Raw genomic sequence first — 13,729 nt, 5'->3', positions numbered from 1 at the left:
ACCCAATCGGAGCGTGCAGGAATTCGTGCAGATGTCTCAATCGTCCCCTTCAGTCGGATCGAAGATCCCCGTCACCCGGCGACAGCTGGGGGTTCTTCTCGGGCTCGCCGCAGTCGGCGGTGGCGCCGCGCTCGAGAGGCGACCCCTGATGGAGCTCGCAGATGGACGTATGCATGATTTGCGATTACTCGTCCCGAACTCACCCGGTAGTGGCTATGACATGCTAGCTCGAGCCGTTGGCGGAGTACTCGAAGCTGCCGGACTGACCAGCGCGGTTGAGATCTTCAACGTCACCGGGCACAGCGGCATAACCGGGATCCATTACGCCATCAACGAGGCCGGTGACGACCGACTGCTAGTGAGCATGGGACTCGGCCTGGTTGGTGGCCTGCTCAGTAACCAAGCAAATTCCATGCTCAGTGAGATCCTTCCGATCGCCCGACTAATGGAGGAGCCTGAGATAATCCTTGTCCCTGCGAACTCTCCGTACCGCAACATAAGTGATCTGATTACAGCATGGAAGGAATATCCTGCCGCGATTCTTGTAGGGGGCGGCTCCTCTCTCGGCGGCCCTGACCATCTCGCACCGATGCTGACGGCTGAATACGTTGGCCTGGCCCCGAAGTCGGTCAACTACATCGCCCACGATGGCGGGGGGCGTCTACTGGAGGCACTCCTCCGCGAAGAGGTCACTTTCGCTGCCACTGGCGCTAGCGAATTCGTCTACCATCTCAAGACAGGAGAACTTCGCGCACTAGCGGTCGCGGCGAACGAGCGGAAACCTGGATCGGACGTCCCCACTCTGCGTGAGTATGGAATTAACGTTACGTCATCCAACTGGCGGGGCCTGATGGCGCCGCCTGGGCTGGAATTGACGCAACGAGCCGAGCTGGAAAACACCGTCGAAGCCCTGGTCGCCTCACCAGAATGGAAACATTACCTCGCCGAAAACAACTGGCAGGACGCGTATCTATCCTCGGCGCAGTTCCACGCCTTCCTGAATGAAGAACGTGCGCGCGTCCGTCGGGTACTCGGTGGGCTCGGGCTCGCCTGACGTAACGACCTGATGCGCAGTAGCGATGTCGGTGTCGAAGGTGGGTGGCGGCACGATGTTTGACGATGATCATCGATCGTGACCCGGCCCGCTACGCGGTCCGTGCGGCCTGTTCGGCCGTCGCCGCCCCGGCAGGGCCGCCGCGAGGGGGACTGGTTCGATGAGCGGGTGCCCCTCACCCGCGGGGAAATGCTCGCCGCAGCACGTCAGCTGCGCGATGACCCGCTGCTGGCGCGGCTGTCGCCCCGCGCGATCCGGGCCGCGGTGAAGGCGTTCTGGCGAGCGGGGTGGACCAACAACGACCTGCGCCACGCCCTGGCCCACCAGCCCACTCTCAACGGGCCGTCCCGGCCCGTTGAGCGCTGCCCGGCCTCTCAGGTGCGCTGGCCGTCGGGGTGGCTGCGCCACCGCCTGGCCCCCTGGACCGGGCCTCGCGGGCCCCTGACCTCCCCGCACCTCGACGCCCGCCAGCGGGCCACTCTCGCCGCCCGGCACGGCCGCGCCGCCGCGCAGCGGCTGCCCTACGGCCACACCCAGCTCCCACCCACCGCTCTCCGGGTCGACGACCAACAGCCGGCCCTGGCTCGCACCACCCTGGCCTGTAACCAGGCCCGTGACCGACACGCGCTACTCACCGGGCTCGTCCCCGACCACGACACCGCCGGCGCCGCCACCCGGGAGAGCGCCCGCGCTCAGATCACCGCTCTGCTCCAGGCCCGGCGCTCCCGACGGGTCTCCTCTGCCGGGGCGTCATGCTGAACACCAGCTCGTGCTCCCACCCGGCGGCTGCCAAGTCCCACGAACGGTGCTGCCGCGTCGCTTCCGGTCCTCGCCCGCTAGCACGGGCTGCGGTCCGGGTCGACTTGCCCACGACCACCCCGGCGACCTGAACCCGCCAGAAATCCTCTCACCAGTCACGACAAGCCTGCCCGTCCCAGTCATGAACATCCCGTGGGGTCTGTCCGGGTCTGTCCAATGAACGGTGTGTGAGGCTCGGCGGTTTTCGAGCGTCCGGCGATTGAGGTTCCCCCGCTTTGCCGGAGTGTCTGAACACTGGTTCGATCTTGAGGGCCAGGAAGGAAGGCACTGGTGCCCGCACCGAAAAAGTACCCCGATGAGCTGCGCGAACGAGCGGTTCGGCTGTATCGGGAGTCCGACCCTCGCCCGACGTTCCGGGGGCTCGCCGAGCAGCTCGGGGTGCATCACGAGGCCCTGCGCAACTGGGTCCGTCAGGCCGAGGCAGACACCGGCGAGCGCCATGATCGGCCGTCGACCGACATGCTCGCCGAGAACCGCCGGCTCGCGCGGGAGAACGCTGAGCTGCGGCGGGTCAACGAGGTCCTGCGCGCGGCGAGCGCCTATTTCGCCAGCGAGATCGGCCCGACCCGGAGGAAATCATGAGCTTCGTCGATGCCCATGATTTCCCGCCGGTCTCGTACTACGGGTCCTGATCAACCTGGGAAAATCGAGCAATCGCGCGCAGGACTGTGTTCGCAGTCGGGTTCGTACGCCACGCACCGCGGAGAGCTCGCAGATAGTTAAGCGCTGATCGTTGGCCCTTCATCAGCGTGCTCCTGGAGCCACTGAGCAACCTCATTCGTCGATACGGACGGACGATCACGCACCGAACGGTCATAGACCGTGTCGAACAACATGTTGATCTTGTTGGCCAGTCTCTCGGCCGCTCGAACCTCTACCTCATCTGCCGTGGCACCCACACCGAACCGCCCTTCCGCCCCTCCTCATCGACGACCACCCGTATGCATGATCGCGCACACGCAGAGCATAGCTGCATTGACAGAGCGTGCCCAAGACATGCAAGCTCACAACATCGCTCCTGCGGTGTGCGCATGCAGCCAAGCAAGTGGCGCCCGGAGCTCCGGACCTCGGAGGAAGACCGTGCTCAACTCGCACCCCGAGCCACCCAACGAGCCTGATCCCGGCCCGCAGTGGATGCCACCGGGCCTCGTCTCCCCGCGGCCGGTCCGTCGTGTGGGGCGTGGTGGGGTGGATCTGGAGGAGAACTGGTTGCGGGACAAGATCCTCGCTGTGGCCCGGGAGCTGGTGTGGTGCAGCGGAGAAGGTCCGTAACCCGTACGGGGCGACCCTCGAAGATCAGGCGCCGCGGCTGGCATGTCCGGACCACTCAGGCGATCCTCGATGACTGCGTCGAGCACCTCGACGACCTCGATGACCGGGACGACCCTAGCGGGGCGCCGAAGCGGCCGACAGGCCGTAGCCCGGCCCTGTCGGCAGGGCCGCGAGTCAGGTCTGGCAGGATCGGAAGCTGAGCCGGGTCTTCCGGGTCTTCCGGGTCTTCCGGGTCTTCCGGGTCTTCCGGGTCTTCCGGGTCTTCCGGGTCCTTCCGGGTCTTCCGGGTCTTCCGGGTCTTCCGGGTCTTCCGGGTCTTCGGGTCTTCCGGTCTTCCTGGGTGGTCTTCCGGGTCTTCGGGTCTTCCGGGTCTTCCGGGTCTTCCGGGTCTTCCGGCTTCCGGGTCTTCCGGTCTTCCGGACCGAACGAAGGATCGACGACGATGCGCAGCTAGGCCCCCTGAACCAGCCACCACGTGCTGGTCGCACCGAACTCAACTCCACATGGCGGGCTGAAGCAGCAGTATGTGCTTCAGAACGTCGTAGGGCCCGACCTGACGGCCGGGCCCTACGACGGAAGTACAACGGAGTCACCACTCCGCTCCTTCAGCCCCCCCACCATCATCTGAAGGAGCGAACACGCCTTGCTAGCGTGCGACAAGAATAGCTCGGACACTGACCACCGGGCAACGCCCCTACCGGGTACGCCGACGGCGAGACGGCCAGGACGTCTGTCCGATCCGCCCCACCCCTGTCGGTAGTCTTTGGCCGCTGCCGGGGATCGGCCCCGGGCAGCTCGCTATCGCGGCAGCGGCCCTGACCGCCGCCCACCTGCTCACCGACCGTGCAGCCCTCGCCGCTCCAGCAGTGGCGCAGATGTGTACGCACTGTGTGCGTCGTTCCGGGGTCGACCGGGACACAGTGCTCGCCTCGATCCTCTGCACCGTGTGCTGGTCGGCGATCACCGCTGACACGGCCACCCCGAGCGGTGGCGAGGACGTTGCCGCGGCGATCCGGGGTTGCCGCGCACGGCCCGGCACTGGACCCACGCGCTGCGTGACTCCTCCTGGTTCCAGGGGCTGCGTAGCGATGTCCAGCGCCGTCTGCGCGCTCTGCTGACCGAGCTGGCCCGCCGGGCGGACTGGACCGATCACCTGACCCGGCCGACCTGGGCCCGGCTGCAGGAGACCACCGGATGGTCGAGAGCCTCGATCGCAGCCTGGATCGCCACGCTGAAAAAACTCGGCTGGCTCGTCCTCGTCGAACGCGGCACCACCCACCGCTACCGCAACCTACTCGAACGCCAGATCACCGCACAGACCAGCACCCACGCCGACCGCCGAGCCCAGACCGGGAACCGGGCCGCCGTATATCAACTCCGCCTCCCCGACCACGCCATCACCGAGTTGAACACCGCCGCCGCGCGCGACGTAGCCCCCGCTCACCGAGACCGTCGACATCCCCTCCGCAACCCCCTCAGGGGCCCCGCTCGAACCCCCCTCGGGATCGTTGCACGGCGAAAGTTGGACCCCAACGGGGTTTACTCTTACCGAAGGTAAGAGTTCCCCTCATACGCGCGCGAGAACGATCATCCACAATAAGCCACCGGCTGGACTCCGACCCTCAGCGCGGACCCCGCGGACCCCGCGGTCCGTGCGGCCTGTTCGGCCGTCGCCGCCCCGGCAGGGCCGCCGCGAGGGGGACTGGTTCGATGAGCGGGTGCCCCTCACCCGCGGGAAATGCTCGCCGCAGCACGTCAGCTGCGCGATGACCCGCTGCTGGCGCGGCTGTCGCCCCGCGCGATCCGGGCCGCGGTGAAGGCGTTCTGGCGAGCGGGGTGGACCAACAACGACCTGCGCCACGCCCTGGCCCACCAGCCCACTCTCAACGGGCCGTCCCGGCCCGTTGAGCGCTGCCCGGCCTCTCAGGTGCGCTGGCCGTCGGGGTGGCTGCGCCACCGCCTGGCCCCCTGGACCGGGCCTCGCGGGCCCCTGACCTCCCCGCACCTCGACGCCCGCCAGCGGGCCACTCTCGCCGCCCGGCACGGCCGCGCCGCCGCGCAGCGGCTGCCCTACGGCCACACCCAGCTCCCACCCACCGCTCTCCGGGTCGACGACCAACAGCCGGCCCTGGCTCGCACCACCCTGGCCTGTAACCAGGCCCGTGACCGACACGCGCTACTCACCGGGCTCGTCCCCGACCACGACACCGCCGGCGCCGCCACCCGGGAGAGCGCCCGCGCTCAGATCACCGCTCTGCTCCAGGCCCGGCGCTCCCGACGGGTCTCCTCTGCCGGGGCGTCATGCTGAACACCAGCTCGTGCTCCCACCCGGCGGCTGCCAAGTCCCACGAACGGTGCTGCCGCGTCGCTTCCGGTCCTCGCCCGCTAGCACGGGCTGCGGTCCGGGTCGACTTGCCCACGACCACCCCGGCGACCTGAACCCGCCAGAAATCCTCTCACCAGTCACGACAAGCCTGCCCGTCCCAGTCATGAACATCCCGTGGGGTCTGTCCGGGTCTGTCCAATGAACGGTGTGTGAGGCTCGGCGGTTTTCGAGCGTCCGGCGATTGAGGTTCCCCCGCTTTGCCGGAGTGTCTGAACACTGGTTCGATCTTGAGGGCCAGGAAGGAAGGCACTGGTGCCCGCACCGAAAAAGTACCCCGATGAGCTGCGCGAACGAGCGGTTCGGCTGTATCGGGAGTCCGACCCTCGCCCGACGTTCCGGGGGCTCGCCGAGCAGCTCGGGGTGCATCACGAGGCCCTGCGCAACTGGGTCCGTCAGGCCGAGGCAGACACCGGCGAGCGCCATGATCGGCCGTCGACCGACATGCTCGCCGAGAACCGCCGGCTCGCGCGGGAGAACGCTGAGCTGCGGCGGGTCAACGAGGTCCTGCGCGCGGCGAGCGCCTATTTCGCCAGCGAGATCGGCCCGACCCGGAGGAAATCATGAGCTTCGTCGATGCCCATGATTTCCCCGCCGGTCTCGTACTACGGGTCCTGAACATCGCGGCCTCGACCTACTACGACTGGCGCGCCCGCCGCGCGAACCCCTCTCAGCGGCAGCTCGACGACGCCGTCCTGCTTGAGCAGATCGTGAAGATCCGCTCGGTGAGCGAGTTCGCCACCACCTACGGATCCCCGCGGGTGTGGCTGGAGCTGCGCCGCCAGGGCGTGCACGTCGGGCGCAAGCGCGTCGCTCGGATCATGCGCGAGCACGGCCTTCAGGGCGCGCACCTGCGTCGCGGCTGGAAGGGCGGCTCGACCCGGCAGAATCCGGCCCACCGCCCGGCGCCGGACCTGCTCGAACGCGACTTCACCGCGACCGCGCCCAACCGGGTGTGGGTGGCGGACCTGACTCGCATCGTCACCGGTGAGGGCGTGTTGTGGCTGGCCTCGGTGCGGGACGCGTTCTCCAACCGGGTCGTCGGCTGGGCCACCGACCCGCGAGCCACGACGGTGCTGGTGCTGACCGCGCTCAACCACGCGCTGCGCTCCCGGAGCCTGCGTCCCGGTCAGTTGATCTTTCACAGCGACAAGGGGGCCCAATACACGGCACTGCGATTCACTCAGCGCCTGGTCGACGCGGGTGTCGCCCCGTCGACAGGGTCCACAGGGGACAGCTATGACAACGCCCTCGCCGAGAACCTGTGGTCCACGCTCAAGATCGAGCTGCTCTACTGGCCCGGGACGGGCTTCGCGACCCGCTGCGAGGCCGAGCATGCGCTGATCCGCTACCTCGACGGCTGGTACAACCCGCGCCGGATCCAGGCCCGCCTCGGAGGGCTCTCACCCGACGAGTACGAAGACGACTATCGTCGCGCCCAGCGCGACGCCGACAGGTAACCCACACTCCGGCAAACCGGGGGAAGCTCACGCTACCTCGGGCTCGAGGTCCTGGCCCGCGCCCGAGTCACCGTGGTCTCCGGCACCGCTTCCAACGGCGAGGAGGTGACCTCAACCGACACGATCCCGGCGCTCAGCGCCTGACAGAACAGGAGATCACGCGGTAGTCGTCACACACCACGCCGGCGGGCTTGACCGAATTCAGGCCGCCCTCGAAGCGCATGGTTCAGAGTTTCTGCAAGAGAACGATAACGGCGTTCCGCGCGACTCACAGCCTTCGAAAGGGACTGCTTCAGAGGTGGCGGACCTGCTTATATAGGATCAATCGCTACCTGGAAGAGGTGTCTTCCTGCTCTCGGCTCTCTCTTTCCCTGTGTGTCGGCAGAGTCTCTAGCATCTGCAATACCCAGGCCTGCGTGGAAGCGTCCAGCGATGCAGCGCGAGTAGCAATACCACGGGCGCTAGCATCGGCAAGGAGCCGAAGAGCAGACAGCTCCTGATGCAACTCTTCAGTCTTCCTGTCATCCGTTAAAAGATATCCCGGATCAACCTGGAAAAATCGAGCAATCGCGCGCAGACTGTTCGCAGTCGGGTTCGTACGCCACGCACCGCGGAGAGCTCGCAGATAGTTAGCGCTGATCGTTGGCCCTTCATCAGCGTGCTCCTGGAGCCACTGAGCAACCTCATTCGTCGAATACGGACGATCCCGCACCGAACGGTCATAGACCGTGTCGAACAACATGTTGATCTTGTTGGCCAGTCTCTCGGCCGCTCGAACCTCTACCTCATCTGCCGTGGCACCCACACCGAACCGCCCTTCCGCCCCTCCTCATCGACGACCACCCGTATGCATGATCGCGCACACGCAGAGCATAGCTGCATTGACAGAGCGTGCCCAGACATGCAAGCTCACAACATCGCTCCTGCGGTGCGCATGCAGCCAAGCAAGTGGCGCCCGGAGCTCCGGACCTCGGAGGAAGACCGTGCTCAACTCGCACCCCGAGCCACCCAACGAGCCTGATCCCGGCCCGCAGTGGATGCCACCGGGCCTCGTCTCCCCGCGGCCGGTCCGTCGTGTGGGGCGTGGTGGGGTGGATCTGGAGGAGAACTGGTTGCGGGACAAGATCCTCGCTGTGGCCCGGGAGCTGGTGTGTGCAGCGGAGAAGGTCCGTAACCCGTACGGGGCGACCCTCGAAGATCAGGCGCCGGCGGCGTGGCATGTCCGGACCACTCAGGCGATCCTCGATGACTGCGTCGAGCACCTCGACGACCTCGATGACCGGGACGACCCTAGCGGGGCGCCGAAGCGGCCGACAGGCCAGTAGCCCGGCCCTGTCGGCAGGGCCGCGAGTCAGGTCTGGCAGGATCGGAAGCTGAGCCGGGTCTTCCGGGTCTTCCGGGTCTTCCGGGTCTTCCGGGTCTTCCGGGTCTTCCGGGTCTTCCGGGTCTTCCGGGTCTTCCGGGTCTTCCGGGTCTTCCGGTCTTCCGGGTCTTCCGGGTCTTCCGGGTCTTCCGGGTCTTCCGGGTCTTCCGGGTCTTCCGGGTCTTCCGGTCTCTTCCGGGTCTTCCGGGTCTTCCGGGTCTTCCGGTCTTCCGGACCGAACGAAGGATCGACGACGATGCGCAGCTAGGCCCCCTGAACCAGCCACCACGTGCTGGTCGCACCGAACTCAACTCCACATGGCGGGCTGAAGCAGCAGTATGTGCTTCAGAACGTCGTAGGGCCCGACCTGACGGCCGGCCGGAACCTACGACGGAAGTACACGGAGTCACCACTCCGCTCCTTCAGCCCCCCCACCATCATCTGAAGGAGCGAACACGCCTTGCTAGCGTGCGACAAGAATAGCTCGGACACTGACCACCGGGCAACGCCCCCTACCGGGGACGCCGACGGCCAGGACGTCTGTCCGATCCGCCCCACCCCTGTCGGTAGTCTTTGGCCGCTGCCGGGGATCGGCCCCGGGCAGCTCGCTATCGCGGCAGCGGCCCTGACCGCCGCCCACCTGCTCACCGACCGTGCAGCCCTCGCCGCTCCAGCAGTGGCGCAGATGTGTACGCACTGTGTGCGTCGTTCCGGGGTCGACCGGGACACAGTGCTCGCCTCGATCCTCTGCACCGTGTGCTGGTCGGCGATCACCGCTGACACGGCCACCCCGAGCGGTGGCGAGGACGTTGCCGCGGCGATCCGGGGGTTGCCGCGCACGGCCCGGCACTGGACCCACGCGCTGCGTGACTCCTCCTGGTTCCAGGGGCTGCGTAGCGATGTCCAGCGCCGTCTGCGCGCTCTGCTGACCGAGCTGGCCCGCCGGGCGGACTGGACCGATCACCTGACCCGGCCGACCTGGGCCCGGCTGCAGGAGACCACCGGATGGTCGAGAGCCTCGATCGCAGCCTGGATCGCCACGCTGAAAAAACTCGGCTGGCTCGTCCTCGTCGAACGCGGCACCACCCACCGCTACCGCAACCTACTCGAACGCCAGATCACCGCACAGACCAGCACCCACGCCGACCGCCGAGCCCAGACCGGGAACCGGGCCGCCGTATATCAACTCCGCCTCCCCGACCACGCCATCACCGAGTTGAACACCGCCGCCGCGCGCGACGTAGCCCGCCCGCTCACCGAGACCGTCGACATCCCCTCCGCAACCCCCTCAGGGGCCCCGCTCGAACCCCCCTCGGGATCGTTGCACGGCGAAAGTTGGACCCCAACGGGGTTTACTCTTACCGAAGGTAAGAGTTCCCCTCATACGCGCGCGAGAACGATCATCCACAATAAGCCACCGGCTGGACTCCGACCCTCAGCGCGGACCCCGCGGACCCCGCGGTCCGTGCGGCCTGTTCGGCCGTCGCCGCCCCGGCAGGGCCGCCGCGAGGGGGACTGGTTCGATGAGCGGGTGCCCCTCACCCGCGGGGAAATGCTCGCCGCAGCACGTCAGCTGCGCGATGACCCGCTGCTGGCGCGGCTGTCGCCCCGCGCGATCCGGGCCGCGGTGAAGGCGTTCTGGCGAGCGGGGTGGACCAACAACGACCTGCGCCACGCCCTGGCCCACCAGCCCACTCTCAACGGGCCGTCCCGGCCCGTTGAGCGCTGCCCGGCCTCTCAGGTGCGCTGGCCGTCGGGGTGGCTGCGCCACCGCCTGGCCCCCTGGACCGGGCCTCGCGGGCCCCTGACCTCCCCGCACCTCGACGCCCGCCAGCGGGCCACTCTCGCCGCCCGGCACGGCCGCGCCGCCGCGCAGCGGCTGCCCTACGGCCACACCCAGCTCCCACCCACCGCTCTCCGGGTCGACGACCAACAGCCGGCCCTGGCTCGCACCACCCTGGCCTGTAACCAGGCCCGTGACCGACACGCGCTACTCACCGGGCTCGTCCCCGACCACGACACCGCCGGCGCCGCCACCCGGGAGAGCGCCCGCGCTCAGATCACCGCTCTGCTCCAGGCCCGGCGCTCCCGACGGGTCTCCTCTGCCGGGGCGTCATGCTGAACACCAGCTCGTGCTCCCACCCGGCGGCTGCCAAGTCCCACGAACGGTGCTGCCGCGTCGCTTCCGGTCCTCGCCCGCTAGCACGGGCTGCGGTCCGGGTCGACTTGCCCACGACCACCCCGGCGACCTGAACCCGCCAGAAATCCTCTCACCAGTCACGACAAGCCTGCCCGTCCCAGTCATGAACATCCCGTGGGGTCTGTCCGGGTCTGTCCAATGAACGGTGTGTGAGGCTCGGCGGTTTTCGAGCGTCCGGCGATTGAGGTTCCCCCGCTTTGCCGGAGTGTCTGAACACTGGTTCGATCTTGAGGGCCAGGAAGGAAGGCACTGGTGCCCGCACCGAAAAAGTACCCCGATGAGCTGCGCGAACGAGCGGTTCGGCTGTATCGGGAGTCCGACCCTCGCCCGACGTTCCGGGGGCTCGCCGAGCAGCTCGGGGTGCATCACGAGGCCCTGCGCAACTGGGTCCGTCAGGCCGAGGCAGACACCGGCGAGCGCCATGATCGGCCGTCGACCGACATGCTCGCCGAGAACCGCCGGCTCGCGCGGGAGAACGCTGAGCTGCGGCGGGTCAACGAGGTCCTGCGCGCGGCGAGCGCCTATTTCGCCAGCGAGATCGGCCCGACCCGGAGGAAATCATGAGCTTCGTCGATGCCCATGATTTCCCCGCCGGTCTCGTACTACGGGTCCTGAACATCGCGGCCTCGACCTACTACGACTGGCGCGCCCGCCGCGCGAACCCCTCTCAGCGGCAGCTCGACGACGCCGTCCTGCTTGAGCAGATCGTGAAGATCCGCTCGGTGAGCGAGTTCGCCACCACCTACGGATCCCCGCGGGTGTGGCTGGAGCTGCGCCGCCAGGGCGTGCACGTCGGGCGCAAGCGCGTCGCTCGGATCATGCGCGAGCACGGCCTTCAGGGCGCGCACCTGCGTCGCGGCTGGAAGGGCGGCTCGACCCGGCAGAATCCGGCCCACCGCCCGGCGCCGGACCTGCTCGAACGCGACTTCACCGCGACCGCGCCCAACCGGGTGTGGGTGGCGGACCTGACTCGCATCGTCACCGGTGAGGGCGTGTTGTGGCTGGCCTCGGTGCGGGACGCGTTCTCCAACCGGGTCGTCGGCTGGGCCACCGACCCGCGAGCCACGACGGTGCTGGTGCTGACCGCGCTCAACCACGCGCTGCGCTCCCGGAGCCTGCGTCCCGGTCAGTTGATCTTTCACAGCGACAAGGGGGCCCAATACACGGCACTGCGATTCACTCAGCGCCTGGTCGACGCGGGTGTCGCCCCGTCGACAGGGTCCACAGGGGACAGCTATGACAACGCCCTCGCCGAGAACCTGTGGTCCACGCTCAAGATCGAGCTGCTCTACTGGCCCGGGACGGGCTTCGCGACCCGCTGCGAGGCCGAGCATGCGCTGATCCGCTACCTCGACGGCTGGTACAACCCGCGCCGGATCCAGGCCCGCCTCGGAGGGCTCTCACCCGACGAGTACGAAGACGACTATCGTCGCGCCCAGCGCGACGCCGACAGGTAACCCACACTCCGGCAAACCGGGGGAAGCTCACGCTACCTCGGGCTCGAGGTCCTGGCCCGCGCCCGAGTCACCGTGGTCTCCGGCACCGCTTCCAACGGCGAGGAGGTGACCTCAACCGACACGATCCCGGCGCTCAGCGCCTGACAGAACAGGAGATCACGCGGTAGTCGTCACACACCACGCCGGCGGGCTTGACCGAATTCAGGCCGCCCTCGAAGCGCATGGTTCAGAGTTTCTGCAAGAGAACGATAACGGCGTTCCGCGCGACTCACAGCCTTCGAAAGGGACTGCTTCAGAGGTGGCGGACCTGCTTATATAGGATCAATCGCTACCTGGAAGAGGTGTCTTCCTGCTCTCGGCTCTCTCTTTCCCTGTGTGTCGGCAGAGTCTCTAGCATCTGCAATACCCAGGCCTGCGTGGAAGCGTCCAGCGATGCAGCGCGAGTAGCAATACCACGGGCGCTAGCATCGGCAAGGAGCCGAAGAGCAGACAGCTCCTGATGCAACTCTTCAGTCTTCCTGTCATCCGTTAAAAGATATCCCGGATCAACCTGGAAAAATCGAGCAATCGCGCGCAGACTGTTCGCAGTCGGGTTCGTACGCCACGCACCGCGGAGAGCTCGCAGATAGTTAGCGCTGATCGTTGGCCCTTCATCAGCGTGCTCCTGGAGCCACTGAGCAACCTCATTCGTCGAATACGGACGATCCCGCACCGAACGGTCATAGACCGTGTCGAACAACATGTTGATCTTGTTGGCCAGTCTCTCGGCCGCTCGAACCTCTACCTCATCTGCCGTGGCACCCACACCGAACCGCCCTTCCGCCCCTCCTCATCGACGACCACCCGTATGCATGATCGCGCACACGCAGAGCATAGCTGCATTGACAGAGCGTGCCCAGACATGCAAGCTCACAACATCGCTCCTGCGGTGCGCATGCAGCCAAGCAAGTGGCGCCCGGAGCTCCGGACCTCGGAGGAAGACCGTGCTCAACTCGCACCCCGAGCCACCCAACGAGCCTGATCCCGGCCCGCAGTGGATGCCACCGGGCCTCGTCTCCCCGCGGCCGGTCCGTCGTGTGGGGCGTGGTGGGGTGGATCTGGAGGAGAACTGGTTGCGGGACAAGATCCTCGCTGTGGCCCGGGAGCTGGTGTGTGCAGCGGAGAAGGTCCGTAACCCGTACGGGGCGACCCTCGAAGATCAGGCGCCGGCGGCGTGGCATGTCCGGACCACTCAGGCGATCCTCGATGACTGCGTCGAGCACCTCGACGACCTCGATGACCGGGACGACCCTAGCGGGGCGCCGAAGCGGCCGACAGGCCAGTAGCCCGGCCCTGTCGGCAGGGCCGCGAGTCAGGTCTGGCAGGATCGGAAGCTGAGCCGGGTCTTCCGGGTCTTCCGGGTCTTCCGGGTCTTCCGGGTCTTCCGGGTCTTCCGGGTCTTCCGGGTCTTCCGGGTCTTCCGGGTCTTCCGGGTCTTCCGGGTCTTCCGGGTCTTCCGGGTCTTCCGGGTCTTCCGGGTCTTCCGGGTCTTCCGGGTCTTCCGGGTCTTCCGGGTCTTCCGGGTCTTCCGGGTCTTCCGGGTCTTCCGGGTCTTCCGGACCGAACGAAGGATCGACGACGATGCGCAGCTAGGCCCCCTGAACCAGCCACCACGTGCTGGTCGCACCGAACTCAACTCCACATGGCGGGCTGAAGCAGCAGTATGTGCTTCAGAACGTCGT

Annotated in this window: 13 protein-coding genes; 11 read left to right on the top strand and 2 right to left on the bottom strand. The window is 67.3% G+C overall.

What is annotated here, in order from left to right:
* Positions 1-13: 13 nt before the first annotated feature.
* The 6 genes from KPF47_RS40630 to KPF47_RS33940 all read left to right on the top strand — a co-directional run bounded on the left by KPF47_RS40630 (position 14) and on the right by KPF47_RS33940 (position 6,988).
* On the top strand, positions 14-1,054 hold the full coding sequence (locus KPF47_RS40630; protein WP_224388550.1) for a tripartite tricarboxylate transporter substrate binding protein: 1,041 nt from the start codon (positions 14-16) through the stop codon (positions 1,052-1,054).
* A 168-nt stretch (positions 1,055-1,222) separates the two neighbouring features.
* Complete coding sequence (locus KPF47_RS33960; RefSeq protein ID WP_224388548.1) at positions 1,223-1,813, top strand: hypothetical protein; 591 nt, start codon at positions 1,223-1,225, stop codon at positions 1,811-1,813.
* Positions 1,814-2,143: 330 nt separating this feature from the next.
* The gene (locus tag KPF47_RS33955; RefSeq protein WP_224388530.1) at positions 2,144-2,455 is read left to right on the top strand and encodes a transposase; all 312 of its coding nucleotides are present in this window, start codon (positions 2,144-2,146) and stop codon (positions 2,453-2,455) included.
* A gap of 2,428 nt (positions 2,456-4,883) precedes the next feature.
* A complete protein-coding gene (locus tag KPF47_RS33950) occupies positions 4,884-5,453 on the top strand; it encodes a hypothetical protein (RefSeq protein WP_224392775.1) in 570 nt (189 codons plus the stop codon).
* A 330-nt stretch (positions 5,454-5,783) separates the two neighbouring features.
* Positions 5,784-6,095, top strand: a complete 312-nt coding sequence (locus KPF47_RS33945; RefSeq protein WP_224388530.1) for a transposase — start codon at positions 5,784-5,786, stop codon at positions 6,093-6,095.
* Positions 6,092-6,988: an IS3 family transposase gene (locus KPF47_RS33940; protein ID WP_224388541.1), complete on the top strand. Its 897-nt coding sequence runs from the start codon at positions 6,092-6,094 to the stop codon at positions 6,986-6,988. Before KPF47_RS33945 ends, KPF47_RS33940 begins: the two co-directional genes overlap by 4 nt.
* A gap of 328 nt (positions 6,989-7,316) precedes the next feature.
* On the opposite strand, the gene KPF47_RS33935 is transcribed toward KPF47_RS33940, so the two are convergent.
* Positions 7,317-7,793 (bottom strand): hypothetical protein, encoded by a 477-nt coding sequence (locus KPF47_RS33935; RefSeq protein WP_224388546.1) that lies wholly within the window; start codon positions 7,791-7,793, stop codon positions 7,317-7,319.
* 286 nt (positions 7,794-8,079) lie between these two features.
* On the opposite strand from KPF47_RS33935, the gene KPF47_RS33930 reads away from it, so the two are divergent.
* The 4 genes from KPF47_RS33930 to KPF47_RS33910 all read left to right on the top strand — a co-directional run bounded on the left by KPF47_RS33930 (position 8,080) and on the right by KPF47_RS33910 (position 12,008).
* A complete protein-coding gene (locus tag KPF47_RS33930) occupies positions 8,080-8,313 on the top strand; it encodes a hypothetical protein (protein WP_224388544.1) in 234 nt (77 codons plus the stop codon).
* A gap of 723 nt (positions 8,314-9,036) precedes the next feature.
* Positions 9,037-10,473 carry a hypothetical protein gene (locus KPF47_RS33920; RefSeq protein WP_224388543.1) on the top strand — a complete coding sequence of 479 codons (1,437 nt, stop codon included), beginning with the start codon at positions 9,037-9,039 and terminating at the stop codon, positions 10,471-10,473.
* Positions 10,474-10,803: 330 nt separating this feature from the next.
* The gene (locus KPF47_RS33915; RefSeq protein WP_224388530.1) at positions 10,804-11,115 is read left to right on the top strand and encodes a transposase; all 312 of its coding nucleotides are present in this window, start codon (positions 10,804-10,806) and stop codon (positions 11,113-11,115) included.
* The gene (locus tag KPF47_RS33910; protein ID WP_224388541.1) at positions 11,112-12,008 is read left to right on the top strand and encodes an IS3 family transposase; all 897 of its coding nucleotides are present in this window, start codon (positions 11,112-11,114) and stop codon (positions 12,006-12,008) included. Before KPF47_RS33915 ends, KPF47_RS33910 begins: the two co-directional genes overlap by 4 nt.
* 328 nt (positions 12,009-12,336) lie before the next feature.
* Here KPF47_RS33910 and KPF47_RS33905 read toward each other — a convergent pair whose 3' ends face one another.
* On the bottom strand, positions 12,337-12,813 hold the full coding sequence (locus tag KPF47_RS33905) for a hypothetical protein (protein WP_224388546.1): 477 nt from the start codon (positions 12,811-12,813) through the stop codon (positions 12,337-12,339).
* A 286-nt stretch (positions 12,814-13,099) separates the two neighbouring features.
* Between KPF47_RS33905 and KPF47_RS33900 the strand changes: the two genes are divergently transcribed.
* Positions 13,100-13,333: a hypothetical protein gene (locus KPF47_RS33900; protein ID WP_224388544.1), complete on the top strand. Its 234-nt coding sequence runs from the start codon at positions 13,100-13,102 to the stop codon at positions 13,331-13,333.
* Positions 13,334-13,729 lie beyond the last annotated feature (396 nt).

It is taken from the genome of Pseudonocardia sp. ICBG1293 (assembly GCF_020131355.1).
In the GTDB taxonomy this organism is placed as follows: domain Bacteria; phylum Actinomycetota; class Actinomycetes; order Mycobacteriales; family Pseudonocardiaceae; genus Pseudonocardia.
Note: the sequence above shows the minus strand (reverse complement) of the source record. Positions and strands in the feature narration are given on the sequence as shown.

Bases quoted from the DNA above. Each gene is read 5' to 3' on its own strand.
- KPF47_RS33950 (WP_224392775.1), top strand. From the start codon at position 4,884: ATGCTCGCCGCAGCACGTCAGCTGCGCGATGACCCGCTGCTGGCGCGG.
- KPF47_RS33940 (WP_224388541.1), top strand. From the start codon at position 6,092: ATGAGCTTCGTCGATGCCCATGATTTCCCCGCCGGTCTCGTACTACGG.
- KPF47_RS33920 (WP_224388543.1), top strand. From the start codon at position 9,037: ATGTGTACGCACTGTGTGCGTCGTTCCGGGGTCGACCGGGACACAGTG.
- KPF47_RS33910 (WP_224388541.1), top strand. From the start codon at position 11,112: ATGAGCTTCGTCGATGCCCATGATTTCCCCGCCGGTCTCGTACTACGG.